Genomic DNA, 17682 nt, shown 5'->3' on the forward strand with positions numbered 1-17682 from the left:
CCGGCGCCCACCGATTTCTACACTCCCACTTTGGTCGGCTGCGTCTGTTGTTTATAAGAGACTGGGCCGGTCGTGCTGGGGGGGGGGCGGGCCGTCATCGGCCCGCCCCCTTCCCGTCCCCGTAAGCGCGTGCTAGACCAACCACCGCCCGGTCTGAACCACTTGCCCACCGGAGGTACCCCGTGTCACTTCTGCCCGCCTGGTCCCGCCGCGCCTTCCTCGCCACCGGCAGCGCCACCGCACTGGGCCTGGCGCTCGCCCCGGCGGCCCGCGCGGCGCAGGACGAGGACGAGTTCGAGACGCTCCGGCTGCGCTGGAACGACCTCTCGCTCGGCACCGGCTACGACCCCGCAGCCGAGCCCTACGCCTCCAGGCTCGCCGGCACCGGCGAACTCGCCGCCGAATTCCGCTCGACGATGGCGCCCGCCGCCGACTCGCTCTGGGCCGGGCAGCCCTTCGACCCGCCGGCCGGCATCACCTGGAGCTACAACCGGCTGTGGACGATGACCCAGGCCTACGCCCAGGAGGGCACCGGCCACACGGGGGACGCGGATCTCCTCGACGGCATCCTCCAAGGCCTCGACCACCTCTCCGCAACGGTCTACAACCCCTCCACTGCCCCGTACGGCAACTGGTGGGAATGGCAGATCGGCAGCCCGCGCCTGCTCATGGACATCGCCGCCGTCCTGCGCCCCGACCTCGGCGAGGAGCGCGTCCGGGCAGCCTGTGCGGCCGTCGACCACTTCATCCCCGACACGGCGCTCACCGACTACAGCGGCACCTCGACCGGCGCCAACCGGGTCGACCTCTGCCGCTCCGTCGCCCTGCGCGGCATCCTGGGGCGTGACGACGCCAAGACGGCGCTGGCCCGCGACGCCCTCTCGCCCGTCTTCCCGTATGTGTCCGAGGGTGACGGCCTCTACGCCGACGGCTCGTTCGTCCAGCACACCTGGATCGCCTACTCCGGTACATACGGCCAGGTCATGCTGGACGGTCTCGGCCGGCTCTTCGCCCTGCTGGCCGGGTCCACCTGGGAGGTCACCGATCCGGGCCGCCAGATCATCCTGGACAGCGTCGAGCACGCCTACGCGCCGCTCATCCACGACGGTCTGATGATGGACAGCGTCAACGGCCGCGCGATCAGCCGGGGACTCCTCAAGAGCGACGAACTCCAGGTCATGCGCAGCGACCACTTCCACGGTCAGGGGCTGATCGCCGCCGTGGCCCTGCTCGCGGGCGGCGCGTCCGCGGCCGAGCGCGACCGGTGGAACGGCATGGTCAAGGGATGGATCGAACGGGACACCGTCAGCCCGGTCCTCACCGCCGCGCAGTTCGGTGTCGCCGACCTGTCCCGGCTGCACGCGGCCGCGGACGCCCCCGTCCCCGCGGCACCCGAACCGGTCGGCCACACCCTGTTCGCCGCCATGGACCGGGCCGTGCACCGCCGCCCCGGCTGGGTCGCGAACCTCTCCATGTCCTCGGAGCGGATCAGCTCCTACGAGTGCGGAAACGGCGAGAATCCGCGCGGCTGGCACACCGGGGCCGGAATGCTCTACTGGTGGCAGGGCGCCGACGGCGGCGGCCAGTACACCGACTGGTTCTGGCCCACCGTCGACTGGTACCGGCTGCCCGGCACCACCGTCTCCACCAAACGGCTCGCCGACCGGGCCGGCGGCGAGTGGGGCGAACCGCGGCCCGCCGTGCAGTGGGTGGGCGGGGCGCACGACGGCGAGTTCGCCGCGGTCGGCCAGCATGTGAAGGGCCTGGACTCCACCCTGGAGGCCCGTAAGTCCTGGTTCTGCGCGGCGGACGCAGTCATCTGCCTCGGCGCGGGCATCACCGCCGCCGACGGGGTGCCCGTGGAGACCGTCGTCGACAACCGCAACCTGGGCCCGGACGACGGGCAGGCCTTCACCCTCGACGACCGCGAACGGCCCCGCTGGGCCCATCTGGAGGGACACGGCGGCTGGGTGCTGCCCGGCGGCGCCGGCCTCCACACCCTGCGCGAGGCCCGCACCGGAGCCTGGTCCGACATCAACACCACCAGCTCCAGTGAGCAGCGGACCCGCCACTGGCAGACCCTCTGGCTCGACCACGGTACCGACCCGGCCGACGCCGACTACCTCTATCTGCTGATGCCCGGCGCCTCCCGGCGCACCGTCGCCGCCCGCGCGGCCGACCGGCACTGGCTGACGGTGCTCGCCAACACCGCCGCCGTGCAGGGCGTCTCCGTGCGCTCGCTCGGCCTGACCGCCGCCAACTTCTGGCAGTCCGGCACGGCCGGACGGCTCTCGTCGAGCGGGCCGGCCAGTGTGCTCGTCCGTGAGGGCCGGGGCACGACGGCGATCCGGATCAGCGGGCCCGACCGCAGCGGCACACCGTTCGAGGTGGTCTGGGACCGGCCGGTGCGCGAGGCCGTCCCGGCGGACCCGGGCATCGAGGTCCGCGCCACCGGCCGGCGGCTCGTGCTCGGCGTGAACCCGGGGACGGCGGGGGCCACCCTGCGGTGTGACGTCCGGTGACCCGTCGGGTGAGTGTGTACGGACTCTGGGAACCATGCGTGGTGCGCGCGTACTCTCGGTAGCTATGGGGGAGTTGAGAGCGGACTGGCGGCTCCGGTTACGCCGCGGCGGGGCCGAAGGACCGGTGTGCGGGGCCGGGGTACTGCTCACCCAGGACCGGATGCTGACCTGCGCGCATGTCGTCGGCGAACCGGACACCCGGATGTGGGTGGAGTTCGCCGAGAACCCAGGGATCCCGCCGGTCGCCGCCCGGGTCGCGCCGGGCGGCTGGCTGCCCGGCCTGGACGGGGCCGACCGTGAGGACATCGCCGTGCTCGCGCTGGACAGCCCCCGCCCGCAGGCGGCGCCCGCGCTGCTGGGCCGGCGGCTGGAGCGCGGCCGGGAGGTCTGGATCGGCGGCTACTCCCAGGCCTTCGACGACGGCATGTGGCTGACCGGCCGGATCAGCGGGCTGCACGGCGCGTGGGTGCAGCTCGACGCGGGGACCACCGCCGAGGTGGTGCGCCCCGGATTCAGCGGTGCCGCCGTGCAGACACGGGGCGAGCGGCGGGGCGCCGAGCGGGTCGTCGGCCTCGTGGTGAGCTGGCGCGGAGATCTGGAGCTGGCGCTGCCCACCGAGAACGATCTGGCGTTCTCGTACATGATCCCGGTCGACCGCATCGCCGAACTCGTGCCGCTGGTCGCGGAACTGAGCGGGCGCGACGGCTGGGACAGCGGGCTGTCCTGGCGCCTGCGCACCTGGTTCGCGGGCGGGGACCAGCCCGCGGTGCGGTTCGGTGTCGTCCGGCACGGCGGCGGCCGCGACCGCACGCTCCAGCACCAGCTCCACCGGGCCCACCTCGTCTACCAGGGCGGCCGTACCCGGCCCGAAGAGCTCGTGGAGACCCTGGTGGCGCAGCTGCGGCCGCCCCGGTACCAGCGGAACACCTACCGCGACTGGCTGCTGGAGGGCGGCACCGCGCCGGACCGCTCCGGCGCCGGCCAGCCGGCCGGATCGGGGCCCGTGCTCGCCGTGATCGGTCTCGACGAGGACCCGGACCCGGCCGCACTCGTGCCGCTGCTGGCGCGGGTGCGCTCGCTCGGCTTCCGGCTGCTGGTCATCTTCCGCGACAGCAGGGGCGCGGGGCTGGCCGAGGTGGTGCGGGACCTGTTCGTGCCGGCCCTGGACGAGCGGGCCGGGGAGCTGGTGCGCCGGGTCGAGCACATCGAGCGGGAGTCGGCCCGGCTGAGCGGCCTCCTCGACTCCGCGTCGGTGGTCCCCCCGCCCTCCGTCGACGGCGCCACCCGCCGCCGTCAGCTGCGCGCGCTGCGGGAACTGCCCGACCCGCAGGAACAACTCGTGGCACTGAGACAGCTGTTACGTGAGTTGCGTGTCGATCTCGAACGGCGGCCCGACACCGGACCCGCGGAGCTGCCGGGGCAGCGCACCGGTCAGGACCCGGCAGGGCGCGCATGAGGATTCCCTGCCCGCACCGCCGCTTCACCGGAGCCCCCTGCGCCGGAGCCGTCCAGCCCACGGGCTACTGCGACACCTGCGGCCGTGACGAGCAGGCCCCCGGACTGCCGTCCCTGCCCACCGCCCCCGAGGAGTACGGCCCCGCCGGACTGCTCGAACTACCACTGCTGGAACCGGGCAGCCCGGCCGACCGGCTCAACGCCGCCGAACAGCCCGTCCGCATCGTGATGACGTGCTCGGCCCGGGCCTGCGGGGTCGCGTTCGTCCCGCCGTACACCGCGGCCCCGCCACCGGACGAGGGCCACTGCCCGCAGTGCGGAGCCCGCTACTCCTACCGTCCCGAGCTGACCAGGGGCGGACCGCCGCTCCAGGACCAGTACCGCATCCGCGGACCCATCGCCCACGGCGGCCAGGGCTGGGTCTATCTGGCGGAGGACACCCACCTGGAGGACTTCGTCGCGGTCAAGGGACTCCTCAACCGCTACGCCGAGCGCGGCGCCGCCCAGGCCGGTGAGGAGCGCCGCAGCCTCGTCGCCATCCGGCACGAACGGATCGTCCAGATCCGTGACTTCGTCAGTACCCGCAACGCGGACGGGACCGTCTCCGGCGGCTACATCGTGATGGAGGACGTCGGCGACCGGACGCTCTCCGCCGTCGTCGAATCGACCCGGCAGGGCGATTTCGTCCTCGACATCGAGCACGTCATCACCTACGGCTGCCAGATCCTGGAAGCCCTCGCCCATCTGCACGGCATGGGCTTCCTGTACGGCGACATGAAGCCGTCCAACGTCATCCACCACCGCGACGGCATCAAGGTCATCGACCTCGGCGGGGTCCGCAAGGCGGGTGCCACCGACCCGGCCCCGGTGATCACGCCCTGGTTCGCCGCCCCCGAGACGGACGGCTCCGCACCGCTGACCGTCGCGCACGACGTGCACACGGTCGGCGTCACGCTGGCCGAACTGGCCGGCTGGGCGGTCGGCGACGACGTGCCCGGACTGGGCATCAGCTCCTTCCGGCTGGTGGTGGAACGCGCCACCGCGCACGACCCGGAGCGCCGGTTCGGCTCCGCCGACGACATGGCCGGGCAACTGCGCGGTGTGCTGCGCGAGATCCGGGCCCTGCGCGGCAAACGCGACCAGCCCGAACCCTCGGAGTACTTCACCCCGTCCACCGAACTGCTGGGCGTCCGGCTGGGCTCGGTGCCCGACTACGCGCACTGGCTGCGCCGCCCGCTGTACGGCAGGGGGGAGACCCCCGCGGCACCATCCCTCGACTCCGGGCTGCCCACCCCGACCGAGATCGCCCGCAGGCTGCCGGTGCCGCGCCCCTATCCCGGCGACCCGCAGGCGGCCAGGTTCGGGGTCAGCAGCTACGACCCCGGACAGCCGCTGGCCCAGCCGGCCCGAGGGGAGCCGTCGGTCGAGATCTGTCTGCACAACGCCCGCCTGCTGCTCGGCCAGGAGGGCGGGACGGCCCTCGCGGCGGCACGCGAACAGGTCGAGGCGGCGGCCGCGATACCGGGCCCGGGGCCGGTCCGCGAGTGGCGGCTCAGCTGGCACCGGGGGCTCCTCGCGCTGCGCAGCGCCGATGTGCTGGACGACCGGGAGACGTCGCTCGAAGCGGCCCTGGAGCAGTTCTCCGCCGTGCACCGGGCGCTGCCCGGCGAGTACGCGGCCAAGCTGGCGCTGGCGTACAGCGCGGAGCAGCTCGACGAGGACCGGCCGGAGGCCGCGGGGTTCGAGGCGTACGAGCTCTTCCGGGCCGTGCACGCCCGCAACCCCTCGCACGTCGGTGCCGCACTGGGGCTGGCCAGGATCGCCCTGGCACGCGGCGACCGGGCCGCGGCCATCGATGTGCTCGATCTGGTGCCCGACGAGTCGCGCGATCACACCGTCGCCCGGATCGCGGCGTTCCGTATCAGAGCGGCCCGGCTCGCGGCGGGGGAGCGGCCGCTCCCCGATGAGACGGAGATCGACGCCTGCCTCGACGCGCTCGCCCCGCGGACCGGCCCGTCCCCGCCCCTGGTGGCGGGCGACGAACCCGCCTGGCTGCTGCGGACCGAGCTCTACGAGTGGAAGCTCGACGCGGTACTGGCGGCAGCCGGCGGCACGCGCCCACGCGGCGGATGGCTGCGGATGGGCCTGCCGCCGCCGGCCGCGCCCGGGGAACGGGCCGCGCGGCTGGAGCTGGAGCAGTGCTACCGCTGGCTGGCCCGGCAGCGGCAGGCGCCGGCCGAGTACGAGCGGCTGATCGACCTCTCCCACGCGGTCCGCCCGCAGACCCGGTTCTGACCGCCGCCCGGTCCGTAACCGCCGACCACTGGAGGCAGTCCCTTGGGCGCAACCGACCCGTCGCCCGGCCCCCGGCTGCCCGTCGGCCTGAATGTCACGGTCGACGTCCGGCGCGACCAGCAGCCGCACCACGACGCCCGGATCGACGCCCATCTGCGGGTCAAGGCGGTCGGCGTGGGCCCGAGCGACGAGGTGCCCGCCGTCGAACTCGCCGTCGTCATCGCGCTGGACGTCGCAGCGGAGCGCCGGGAGGCCGCGGCCGGCGCGCTGGCCGCCGCACTGCGCGCGCTGCCCGACGGTCTGTCCTTCACCGTCCTGGGCGGCGCCGACGGCAGCGGGGCGCCGAGCGCCTGTTATCCGCTGCGCGGCCGGTGGGCGCTGGCCGACACGGCGGAGAAGCGCCGCGCAGCGTTCAGCGCGGGCCGGATCGCCCCGGCCGCTGGTGACGGGCCGCCCACGGGATACCCGGTCTGGCTCGCCGCCGCCGGTGAACTGCTCGCCGAGCGCCCTTTGCCGGTACGGCACCTGCTGCTGATCACCGACGGCAGCGGGCACGACGGTACGGACGCCGCCGATGATCCGGACGACAGCGCACTGCTGGGCGAACTGACCACATGCGCGGGGCGGTTCACGGCCGATGTGCTCGCCGTCGGCCGGGACTGGGACCCCGTCCCGCTGCTCGCCGTCGCCGAGCGGCTGCACGGCACCGCCACCCACGCACCCGACCGGTTCGGCCCAGCGGTCGCCGAGGCCGTGCGGCGGCTCCGCCGGGTCCGCAGCCCCGAACTGCCTGTCTCGGTGACCGCGCGGCCGGCGGTGCGCGAGGTGACACTGGCCGAGACCGCTCCCCGTCAGCAGGCGCTCGAAGCGGTGCACCGGCCGCAGGAGCCGCGCCGGTTCGACTTCCCGACCCATCAGTGGGAGCCGGGCACCCGCGACTACCTCCTCACCCTGCACGTCGACGCGAGCACCGACCCGCTGGGCGTGCTGCTGCAACTGGCCACCGTCTCCGTCGGCGACGCCACCGCGGCCCTCCTGGTCCGCTGGCTGCCACCAGGTTTCGCGGTGGGGGCGGGGGCGACCGGCAGCGGGGGCGGCACCCTTCAGGCGATGAACGTCGCCACCCAGATGCGGACCGCTCTCAACCGCGGATACGCGGCCCTGGACCCGATGAGCCATGACGAGGCCGAGCGGCAGTTCGGCCTCGCCGTGAGGCTGGCCACCGAGATCGGCGCGACCTGGGTCCTGGACAACGTCCGGGAGGTGGCCGAGATCCTCGACGGCTCCCGGGGACTGGTCCGGGTCGGCCAGGACGTGGACCGCGGCACCGTGCGCCGGGGCAGGCTGCACATCGCCTCCGGCCATCTGCTGGAACTGCCCGACCACGCCACCGGGAAGCCGGTGAAGTGCCCGCACTGCCGCCACCTCGCCGGGCCCCGGGCCCAGTACTGCATCGCCTGCGGGAGGAGTCTGTGATGGCCTGGCTGACCCGGTGGATGCGTGCCTTCCGGAGCCGCCGGCTGAGCGGTTCGCGCACCAGGCGGCTGCTCGAACTGCACCTGGCCGCCCTGGTGGTGACCGCCCTCGTGTCGATGACCGTGCTGCTCGTGTCCTACCGCGAGGTGCAGAACTCCGCGGGGGAGATGCGTACCCGCGGCGCACCGGCGGTCCAGGGGGCGGCTGCCACCCAGCTGGCGCTGCTCCGCGCCCACTGGGAGGCACAGGAATCGGTCGACCACCACATCGACGACGTGATCGGCGCCGGTGCCCGGTACGAGAACCAGCTGTCCGCCGCCGAGCAGGGCCTGTCCCGGCTCTCGGACGTACAGATCGACGGCGAACGCGGCCGGGGCGTGCTGACAACGGTCAACGGTCTGCTGACCTCGTACAGCAGCTCGATGACGCCCGGAACGGTCAAATACGTGCAGGACGAATGGATGCAGCGGGAGAAGTTCGGCGAGGCCGAACGAACCCTCAGCCGCGAGGGCACCGGAGTGGTGCCGCGCCTGGACGTCCTGCAGCGGCACCAGATGCAACGGGTCGACCGGGTCAGCTCCATGGGGGCGCTCCAGCGGACCGGCTGGGCCGTCGCAGAGCTGGGCCTGCTCGTCCTGGCCCTGACCGCGATCTCCGCGCTGTGGCTGCTGCGCCGCCGCTGCGGGCGCAGCTACGACCCCTGGCTGCTGCCGGCGCTGCTGTCCGCCGTCTTCCTGGCGGTGGTCCCGCTGTGGGCCACCATCGCCACCCAGGAACGGCTGGACACCGCCCACGAGCGGCTGGTCAGGATCGAGAAACGGGCCCATGACCCCGAGGGCCTGGCCACGTCCCAGAAGTACATCACCGACCGGTCCACGCTCGTGCGCGACGAACTGGCCGCACAGCGCTGGCAGAGCTGGACCTACTACGGGGCGCTGGGCGGCGGCGCGCTGATCCTCCTCCTGCCGGCCGTCGGCATCTGCCGACGGCTCAACGCCGACTACTGGAGGGCCGGATGACCCGGCGAACCCGCGCCCTGCTGCTCGTCCTCACCCTGTTCCTGACCGCGGCGGGCTGCGGGCTCTCGGCCCCCGGCGGCAGCGACGAGGAGCCGAAGGTGACGATCCTCGGCCCGTGGACCGACGACCAGGAACGGCAGTTCAAAGAGGTGCTGGACGGCTTCGGTATCCCGTACACCTACCAGGGGACCGCCGCCACCCGCGAGGTGCTGCTCGCCGAGGTCCAGGCGGGCAACCCGCCCGACATCGCGATCCTGCCGGGGGTCGGCGAACTCGTCGAGTACGCCGCCGAGCGCCGGCTGATGCCGCTGAGCACCCTGTACGACGCCAAGGAGTACGGGAACCCGTGGCGGCCCAGGGCCAAGGGCATCGACGACGATCTGTGGGTACCGCTCAAGGCCGACCTCAAATCGATCGTCTGGTACCGCAAGGACGGCGCGGAGCCCCCCGGCCGGTCTCCGGCGCCGCTGGACGCCTGGTGCATCGGCATGGGCGACGACGGCTCCTCGGGCTGGCCGGGCAGCGACTGGATCGAGGACCTGATCCTGCAGAGCGCCGGCCCGGGCATCTACGAGCGCTGGGCGACCGGCGGCCTGAAGTGGACCGACAAGCGCGTGATGAAGGCCTGGACCGCCTGGGCCGGGCTGCTGGCCGAGGACCGGCACGCGGCCCACAAGGCGCTGCTGGACGATCACCGGGGCCGGGTCGGGGGCCACGGACTGCTCTTCGGCGGCAGCTGCGAGCTGGAGCACCAGGGTTCCTTCGCCCGTGCCTTCTACGGCGACCGCAAGGAGGCGGCCGCGTTCACGGACTCGGCGCGGCTGCTGCCCGGCGGCCCTTACGCCCCGAAGGCCCGTGAGGTGTCAGCCGACTTCGCCGCGCTGTTCGGCGACAGCGGCCCGGCGCGTGACATGATCAGACGGCTCGCCTCCCGGGACGGCCAGGAGGACTGGGGGCGCAAGGGCGGGGTGTTCTCACCGAACGCGGCGGTCCCGGCCAAGACGGGTGCGATCGAGAAGCAGATCAGCGGCCGCCTGGCCGGCCAGGGGCTGCCGCTCTGCCTGGACGCCTCCGACGTGATGCCGGCCGTAGTGCGGGACGCCTTCTACGAGGCGGTACTGCTGACGGCCGCGCACCCGGACGAACCGGTACGCAAGCGGCTTGAGGACATCCAGAAGGTCCAGGACGCCCAGCCCCGCACGCCCCGGCTGACCGGCGTGTGCGGCAGACCACAGTGAGCTCTTGTGGTGTTCCCACAACCAGTGGCGGGTGCGGGCTGGCACTTCGCCTGCATGGGCCATGGCTTCTGTCAGGCTCCACCAGGAAACCGGGCAGGAGACTGTACGGAGTCGACGGCAGGATTTTCTTGCTGGGTTCGTAGGGTCGGTACATGACCGTTGTGGACGAAACCCCGGGCGAGCCGAGCGACACCCGTGGCCGTGTGGCCGAACTGCTGGCGCTGCGCGAGCAGGCCCGGCGCGGACCCAGTGACCGGGCGACCGAGGCGCAGCACGCCAAGGGCAAGCTGACGGCCCGCGAGCGCATCGACCTGCTCGTGGACCCGGGCTCGTTCCGGGAGGTCGAGCAGCTGCGCCGGCACCGCGCGACCGGCTTCGGCCTGGAGGCGAAGAAGCCGTACACCGACGGTGTCATCACCGGCTGGGGCACGGTCGACGGCCGCACCGTCTTCGTCTACGCACACGACTTCCGGATCTTCGGCGGCGCGCTCGGCGAGGCCCACGCCACCAAGATCCACAAGATCATGGACATGGCCATCTCGGCCGGTGCCCCGCTGGTCTCGCTGAACGACGGCGCCGGCGCCCGTATCCAGGAGGGTGTCTCGGCGCTCGCCGGGTACGGCGGGATTTTCCAGCGCAACACCCGGGCCTCCGGTGTCATCCCGCAGATCAGCGTGATGCTCGGACCGTGCGCGGGCGGCGCGGCCTACAGCCCGGCGCTGACGGACTTCGTCTTCATGGTCCGCGAGACCTCACAGATGTTCATCACCGGACCGGACGTCGTGAAGGCGGTCACCGGTGAGGAGATCACCCAGAACGGTCTCGGCGGCGCCGATGTGCACGCCGAGACCTCGGGCGTCGCGCACTTCGCGTACGACGACGAGGAGACCTGCATCGCCGAGGTCCGCTACCTGATCGGGATGCTGCCCTCGAACAACCGCGAGAACCCGCCCACGGTCGCCGGCGACGACCCGGCCGACCGGCGGGGCGACGTCCTGCTGGACCTGGTGCCGGCCGACGGCAACCGCCCGTACGACATGCACAAGGTCATCGAGGAGCTCGTCGACGACGGCGACTACCTGGAGATCCACGAGCGCTGGGCCCGCAACATCGTCTGCGCACTGGCCCGCCTGGACGGCTCTGTCGTCGGCATCGTCGCCAACCAGCCGCAGGCCCTGGCCGGTGTACTGGACATCGAGGCGAGCGAGAAGGCCGCCAGGTTCGTCCAGATGTGTGATGCCTTCAACATCCCCATCGTCACCCTTTTGGACGTACCCGGCTTCCTGCCCGGCGTCGACCAGGAGCACGGTGGAATCATCCGGCACGGGGCGAAGCTGCTCTACGCCTACTGCAACGCCACGGTTCCCAGGATCTCCCTGATCCTGCGCAAGGCCTACGGCGGTGCGTACATCGTCATGGACAGCCAGTCCATCGGCGCCGACCTCACCTACGCCTGGCCCACGAACGAGATCGCGGTGATGGGCGCCGAAGGTGCCGCCAACGTCATCTTCCGCCGGCAGATCGCCGACGCCGAGGACCCGGAGGCCATGCGGACCCGCATGGTCAAGGAGTACAAGGCCGAACTGATGCACCCGTACTACGCCGCCGAGCGCGGCCTGGTCGACGACGTCATCGACCCTGCCGAGACCCGCGAGGTCCTGATCGCCTCGCTGGCGATGCTCCGCTCCAAGCACGCCGACCTGCCGTCCCGCAAGCACGGCAACCCCCCGCAGTAGTCCGTAGTACTGCCGAGAAGACGGAGAGAGTTCATGACCACTGCTGCCGAGTCCGTGCTGCGCGTCGAGAAGGGTCTTGCCGACCCCGAGGAGCTGGCCGCCATAACCGCGGTCCTGCTCGCCCGCGCGGCGGCCCAGCCCGCGGACGCCCCTGCCGCCCCCCGAGGCCGCAACACAGCCGGCTGGCGCCGTCTGGAGCGCACCCCCGGCTTCCGCGCCCCCCACAGCTGGCAGGGCTGACCCCCTTCGAGCCCGTCGCGATGAGGCTCACGCCGGCCACATCGAGCCGGTCCGGCGATTGAGGACAAGGCACGGCCGAAGGCCGGGCGCCCGGACGAAAGGCCCCGCACTCCCAAGGGAGTGCGGGGCCTCACGTACATCCGGGCAGGCGGGCCACAGCCCTACCGCAGGCGGGCCATCAACGCGTGCTCCACCAACGTGATCAGCGCACTCTTCGCATCCGCCCGATGCCGCGCATCCGTAGTCAGAATCGGAGTGTCCGGCCCGATCTGGAGTGCTTCGCGCACTTCGTCGGGGGTGTAGGGCTGGTGTCCGTCGAAGCCGTTGAGGGCGATGACGAACGGGAGCCCGCTGTTCTCGAAGTAGTCGACGGCGGGGAAGCAGTCGGCGAGGCGGCGGGTGTCGACGAGGACCACGGCGCCGATGGCGCCGCGTACGAGGTCGTCCCACATGAACCAGAAGCGGTCCTGGCCGGGTGTACCGAAGAGGTACAGGATCAGGTCCTGGTCCAGGGTGATGCGTCCGAAGTCCATGGCCACCGTCGTGGTGGTCTTGTCCCCGGTGTGTGTGAGGTCGTCGATGCCCGCGGACGCGGACGTCATCACGGCTTCGGTGCGCAGCGGATTGATCTCCGAAACGGCACCGACAAACGTGGTCTTACCCACGCCGAAGCCCCCTGCCACCACGATCTTCGCCGAGGTAGTGGAGCGGGCCGCTCCGCCGCTAGAGCTTGCGAAGTCCACTGAGCACCCTTTCGAGCAGTGTCACATCTGGCTGGCCGCCGGCGGACTCTTCGCCGCCGGGCTGGTGGATAGCGACGAGTCCGGCCTCGGCCAGGTCGGCTACGAGGATCCGGGCAACGCCGAGAGGGATCGAGAGCAGGGCCGAGATCTCGGCCACCGACTTGATCTCGATGCACAGCCGGCAGATCCGCTGGTGCTCGGGCAACTGCCCTTGCAGCCGGGACGGATCAGCCGTAGTACTGACCAACGCCTCAATGGCGAGTTGGTAGCGCGGTCGGGTCCGGCCACCTGTCATGGCGTACGGACGAACCAGCGGATTGTGCGCTGCCGGAGCCGGCTCGGGGGCCCGCCGCGGCTGCACCGGCTGAATGCGGGGCGGCGGCTGCGGGGAGTCGTAGCGGTGCGGGCGCTGCGGCCGCTGGGGCTGCTGCTGCGGCCACTCCGGGCTCTGCGGCTGCTGCGGCCAGTCGTCCCTGCCCTGCGGCTCCTGCTGCGGCCAGTCGTCCTCGCCCTGGGAGCGCCGCGCCTGCCGGAACGGCTGAAAAGACTGCTGCGCGTCCTGTCTGCCGGACGCGGAAGGGTAGTCGAAGCCGTCGCCCCTGTGCTCACCCGGGACGTGCTGACCACCGTTGAACTGGTGTCCGCCTGGGGGTGTACCCACGATTCCTCCTCCGCCTGCCGGTCCCGGTCCCAGTGGGTCCGCGCCACCGCACCTTATGGCGCGGTGACGCGAAACGCACTGTCTGTCTACTAGTTAAGAAGACTTCCCTGAAGTTCGGCGCGGAGGTCCGGAGTAAGGACACTGCCGGCGCGGTCGACCAGAAGCGCCATTTCGTACCCAACCAGACCGATATCGGCGTCCGGGTGTGCAAGAACGGCCAAGGAAGATCCGTCGGAGACGGACATGATGAAGAGGAATCCTCGCTCCATCTCCACAACTGTCTGATTCACGGCGCCGCCCTCGAAGATCCGGGAGGCACCCGCGGTCAGCGAGGTCAGACCGGATGCGACGGCCGCCAGCTGGTCGGCGCGGTCACGCGGAAATCCCTCGGACATCGCCAGCAGGAGTCCGTCGGCGGAGACCACCACCGTGTGCGACACCCCGGGGGTGTTGTCCACGAAGTTGGTGATCAACCAGTTGAGATTCTGCGCCGCCTGGCTCATCGGGCTCACACTAACGCTCCTGGTTGTAGGTATCACTGCTGTCCGAACCCGCGTTACGTCCCCGCAGAACGCCCCGTCGCAGGTTGCTCAACCTGCCACGCACGTCCTCCGGGGCGCGGGAGACCTGGGGGCCGCCCTGCTGCGTCTGCTCGGCCGTGCCCTCGACAAGATTGGCCTTGGGTACGCGCCGGGGAAGACCGGACGGGGTGACCCCGCCCGCCTTCGGGTCCCGCAGCTTCTCGGCCCGCTCCCAGCGCTCGTCGTTCGCCGAGCGCCAGTCGTCGGTGCCGTCCGTGCCGTCGGCTCCCTCGGGGTCCTGCTGCGCGGGCGACGGCTGCTGCGGCGGTTCTTCCTGCTGCTGCGGCTGCTCCTGCGCGGCGGCGGGCCGGTCGTTCCCGCGGCCGGTGGGCTGCCAGTGCTGCTGGCCGCCCCGGCGCGGCAGACCGGCCTCGGTCATCTCGTGGCCGGAGTTCGGGACGGGGCCCGAACGGTCGAAGCCTACGCGCTCCTGCGATTCGGCGGGGGCGCTCGGCACAGATTCCGGTTCGGCCTGGGTCAGGGGTTCGTACGCACCCTGGTATGCCCTCTGATCTGGCCACTCCTCCTGCTGGGGCTGGACGGCGTACTGCCCGTCGTAGGCCTGCGCAGGCGCCTCGGGGGCCGCGTACGCCGCCTCCGGATAGCCGTTCTGCCCGTGGAAGTCGGGCTGCTGGGCATAGCCGGTGTCACCGCGGAACGGGTCGTAGCCGCCCTCGTACGCGCTCTGGTCGTACTGCGGCTCCTGCTGTCCGCCCTGCTGCGCTTCCTGGGCGTACTGGCTCGCCGCGTAGGGATCCTCGGCGTAGGGGTCCTCGGCGTACGTGGCCTGCTGGTACTGCTCCTGCGGCTGCTGAGGCTCCTGCTGGGCGAACGCGGGGCGCTCGTTGCCGGTCTGCGCCTCCAGTGCCGCGCGGCGCTCCTCGCGCATCAGCGAGCGGCCCACCGGGTCGAGCTGCGGGGACTGTGCCGACGGCTCCTCGTAACGCGAGTCGTCGAAGCCGAGCTCCGCCGCCGTGCGCAGCTGGGGCTGTGAGGGCAGTGCGTCGAAGGCCTGCTGCTGCGGAATGATCGAGGAGACGGTGAAGTCGTCCTGCGCGGGGGCGCCTTCGCCGCCGCCACCGTGGGTGATCGCGTCCGGCAGCATGACCAGCGAGGTGGTCCCGGCCTGCTCGCCCGAGGGACGCAGCTGGACCCGGATGCCGTGCCGGTCGGCCAGCCGGCCGACCACGAACAGGCCCATGCGCTGGGAGACGGCGGCGTCCACGGTCGGCGGGTTGGCCAGTTTGTGGTTGATGTCGGCGAAGTCCTCGGCGGTGAGGCCGATGCCCTTGTCGTGGATCTCGATCATCACGCGGCTGTCGGGCAGCCGGGTGGCGGTGACGCGCACCTTGGTCTGCGGGGAGGAGAACGTCGTGGCGTTCTCCAGCAGCTCGGCGAGGAGGTGCACGAGGTCGGTGACGGACTGGCCGTGGATCTCGGTCTCCGGCACTCCGGAGAGCTCGATGCGCTCGTAGGACTCCACCTCGGACGAAGCGGCCCGCAGGACGTCCACCAGCGGCACCGGCTGGTTCCAGCGGCGGCCCGGCTCCTCGCCGGCGAGCACCAGGAGGTTCTCGCCGTTGCGGCGCATACGGGTCGCCAGGTGGTCCAGCCGGAAGAGGCTCTCCAGCTGGTCCGGGTCGGCCTCGTTGTTCTCCAGGTCGGTGATGAGGGTGAGCTGGCCCTCGATGAGCGACTGGTTGCGGCGCGACAGGTTGGTGAAGATCGCGTTGACGTTGCCCCGCAGCATGGCCTGCTCGGCCGCCAGCCGCACCGCCTCGCGGTGCACCTGGTCGAAGGCGCGGGCGACCTCGCCGATCTCGTCCTGGCTGTTGATCGGGATCGGCTGGACGCGGGTGTCCACCCGGCCCGGGTCGGTCCGGGACAGCTGGTCGACCAGCGAGGGCAGCCGCTGCTCGGCGATGCCGAAGGCGGCGTTGCGCAGCCGGCGCATCGAGCGGCTCATCTGGCGGGCCATGAGGCCGGCCAGGACGAAGGCGGCCAGCAGGGCGACGACCACGATCGCGGCGTTGACGATGGCGTCGGTCCTGGCACTGGACGAGATGTCCGCGGCCTCGGTCACCGCCTTGTCGACGAGTTCGTCCTCGACCGTGGTGTAGCCGTCGAACTTCGCCGTGGCCGCGGCCGTCCAGCTCTCGGCGGTGATCCCCTTCGCCTTGAGCTGGGCGGGGGTCCTGCCGAGACCGAGCTGCTGGGCCATGCCGTCGAAGACCGAGCCGTCGACGGTGGGCGGCGTCACGAAGGGCACACCCGCCGCGTCGGCCTGCTTCTTGGCGGTCTTGATCTTGGCGGCGCCTTCGGCGGCCTTGGCCGCCATGACCTGCTTCAGCCGGGCCGAGTCCGCCTCCGTACCGCCGGAGACGAATTCACCGAGGGCGATCTGCTCCAGGTAGTTGTACGAGCCGAAGGCCTTCACCTGGTCGTTGAACTTGCCGCTCTCCTGGCTGGGCCGCACCAGAAGGTGCACGCCGATGGAGCGCTGAAGCGATTCTGCAGCCTTGGCCAGCTCGATTGCGTAGACGGTACGGCCGTAGCTGGTGATGTTGCCGGTCCCGAGGCCGAGCTCGTTGCAGAACTCCATGAGGGAGTGCTGGACCTGGACGTAGCCCTCTTCGGTCTTCACCGGGTCCATGGCCTCGGCGTAGGCGGCCTTGCGCAGGTCGGGAAGCTTGGGCTCCTCCAGCCTGAACAGCTTGAGACGCCGCTCCAGGCCCTGCTTGGCGGGCATGCCCTTCACAGCCGTGTCGAACTTGTCCGCGGCCGCGTCCGTGGTGGCCCGGACCTGGCTGACGACCGACGCGTCGCGCTTGTTGGACAGCAGGGGCTGGGCGGAGAGGTCGCGCTCGTTGAGCAGCGCCTGCCCGTACTCCGAGGCCGCGCGCACGATCAGCGCGGTCTTCTCGGCGTCCTGGGCCTCCTGCCAGGTGTCGAGTGATCCCTTCACCTGGAAGCCGCCCATGACCAGGCCGACCAGTACCGGGATCAGGAGGATCGCGTTCAGCCGGGTGGGCACCCGCCAGTTGCGCGGGGACATCCGGCTGGTGCTGCCACCGGCCGGCGTCGTCCCTTCGGACACGTCGGCGGACGACGCCGCGGCGCGCGGCGGGGTGAAGTTGCCCCGCTCCGGCAGCGCCGTGGTGCCCTCGTTGTTACGCCTCACTCGACCAACAACCTCTCGGCGTCGGCACCTACGCTGTGCCGTGTTTGTTCAGGGCCGTACTACTCGGGAGTTCGTCGAATTGCAGCACGGGAAACGGTCGCGTTCCAAACAGTCGGAATGGGCCATTCCGAGTGGCGCAGGCCTCAGATAAAACGGGCATAAAGAACGAGCCCCGCCAAAAGGCGAGGCTCATGTGAGCACAGTGGTACCGCGCGTGCGCATCGGGTGTTGACCCTCAGGTAATTCTCTTTCGAAACGTTATGAACACGGGGGCGGATCGTGTCAAAGGACACAGTCCACCCCCGTGTGACTACTTTAACTGCCGTACGGCAATACCGACTTGTGCCTACTTGAGCCGTGCCATCAACGCGTGCTCCACCAGCGTGATCAGGCCGCTCTTGGCGTCACCGCGGTGCCGGGCGTCGGTGGTGATGATGGGCGTGTCCGGCCCGATCTGGAGTGCTTCGCGCACTTCGTCGGGGGTGTAGGGCTGGTGTCCGTCGAAGCCGTTGAGGGCGATGACGAACGGGAGCCC

The 17682-nt window shown here is 71.5% G+C and carries 12 protein-coding genes and 1 pseudogene; 8 read left to right on the forward strand and 5 right to left on the reverse strand.

What is annotated here, in order from left to right; genetic code table 11:
- The first annotated feature begins 182 nt into the window (after nucleotides 1-182).
- The 8 genes from ACFVW8_RS32780 to ACFVW8_RS32815 all read left to right on the forward strand — a co-directional run bounded on the left by ACFVW8_RS32780 (nucleotide 183) and on the right by ACFVW8_RS32815 (nucleotide 11981).
- Nucleotides 183-2522 carry a polysaccharide lyase 8 family protein gene (locus tag ACFVW8_RS32780; RefSeq protein ID WP_389696504.1) on the forward strand — a complete coding sequence of 780 codons (2340 nt, stop codon included), beginning with the start codon at nucleotides 183-185 and terminating at the stop codon, nucleotides 2520-2522.
- 64 nt (nucleotides 2523-2586) lie between these two features.
- Entirely contained in the window at nucleotides 2587-3978 is a 1392-nt protein-coding gene (locus ACFVW8_RS32785; protein WP_389696506.1) for a trypsin-like peptidase domain-containing protein, read from the forward strand.
- A complete protein-coding gene (locus tag ACFVW8_RS32790; protein ID WP_389696508.1) occupies nucleotides 3975-6272 on the forward strand; it encodes a tetratricopeptide repeat protein in 2298 nt (765 codons plus the stop codon). Before ACFVW8_RS32785 ends, ACFVW8_RS32790 begins: the two co-directional genes overlap by 4 nt.
- Nucleotides 6273-6314: 42 nt before the next feature.
- Nucleotides 6315-7748, forward strand: a complete 1434-nt coding sequence (locus tag ACFVW8_RS32795; RefSeq protein WP_389696510.1) for a hypothetical protein — start codon at nucleotides 6315-6317, stop codon at nucleotides 7746-7748.
- Nucleotides 7748-8767, forward strand: coding sequence for a hypothetical protein (locus ACFVW8_RS32800; RefSeq protein ID WP_389696512.1), 1020 nt, complete (start codon nucleotides 7748-7750; stop codon nucleotides 8765-8767). The genes ACFVW8_RS32795 and ACFVW8_RS32800 overlap by 1 nt, the downstream gene beginning before the upstream one ends.
- Entirely contained in the window at nucleotides 8764-10005 is a 1242-nt protein-coding gene (locus tag ACFVW8_RS32805; RefSeq protein WP_389696514.1) for an extracellular solute-binding protein, read from the forward strand. The genes ACFVW8_RS32800 and ACFVW8_RS32805 overlap by 4 nt, the downstream gene beginning before the upstream one ends.
- 152 nt (nucleotides 10006-10157) lie before the next feature.
- Nucleotides 10158-11741: an acyl-CoA carboxylase subunit beta gene (locus tag ACFVW8_RS32810; RefSeq protein ID WP_389696516.1), complete on the forward strand. Its 1584-nt coding sequence runs from the start codon at nucleotides 10158-10160 to the stop codon at nucleotides 11739-11741.
- Between the two features lie 33 nt (nucleotides 11742-11774).
- Nucleotides 11775-11981 carry an acyl-CoA carboxylase subunit epsilon gene (locus ACFVW8_RS32815; protein ID WP_389696518.1) on the forward strand — a complete coding sequence of 69 codons (207 nt, stop codon included), beginning with the start codon at nucleotides 11775-11777 and terminating at the stop codon, nucleotides 11979-11981.
- A gap of 161 nt (nucleotides 11982-12142) precedes the next feature.
- On the opposite strand, the gene ACFVW8_RS32820 is transcribed toward ACFVW8_RS32815, so the two are convergent.
- From ACFVW8_RS32820 to ACFVW8_RS32840, 5 genes and pseudogenes are all read right to left on the reverse strand, one after another.
- Nucleotides 12143-12724: an ATP/GTP-binding protein gene (locus ACFVW8_RS32820; protein WP_014048542.1), complete on the reverse strand. Its 582-nt coding sequence runs from the start codon at nucleotides 12722-12724 to the stop codon at nucleotides 12143-12145.
- On the reverse strand, nucleotides 12705-13385 hold the full coding sequence (locus ACFVW8_RS32825) for a DUF742 domain-containing protein (RefSeq protein ID WP_389696520.1): 681 nt from the start codon (nucleotides 13383-13385) through the stop codon (nucleotides 12705-12707). Before ACFVW8_RS32825 ends, ACFVW8_RS32820 begins: the two co-directional genes overlap by 20 nt.
- Before the next feature lie 89 nt (nucleotides 13386-13474).
- Nucleotides 13475-13888 (reverse strand): roadblock/LC7 domain-containing protein, encoded by a 414-nt coding sequence (locus ACFVW8_RS32830; RefSeq protein WP_018551717.1) that lies wholly within the window; start codon nucleotides 13886-13888, stop codon nucleotides 13475-13477.
- Nucleotides 13889-13898: 10 nt separating this feature from the next.
- Nucleotides 13899-17147, reverse strand: a complete 3249-nt coding sequence (locus ACFVW8_RS32835) for a nitrate- and nitrite sensing domain-containing protein (protein ID WP_389696523.1) — start codon at nucleotides 17145-17147, stop codon at nucleotides 13899-13901.
- A gap of 346 nt (nucleotides 17148-17493) precedes the next feature.
- A pseudogene (locus ACFVW8_RS32840) lies at nucleotides 17494-17682 on the reverse strand (ATP-binding protein); the annotation flags it as partial.

Origin of the sequence: Streptomyces sp. NPDC058221 (assembly GCF_042882365.1) — a bacterium.
Classification (GTDB): Bacteria; Actinomycetota; Actinomycetes; order Streptomycetales; family Streptomycetaceae; genus Streptomyces.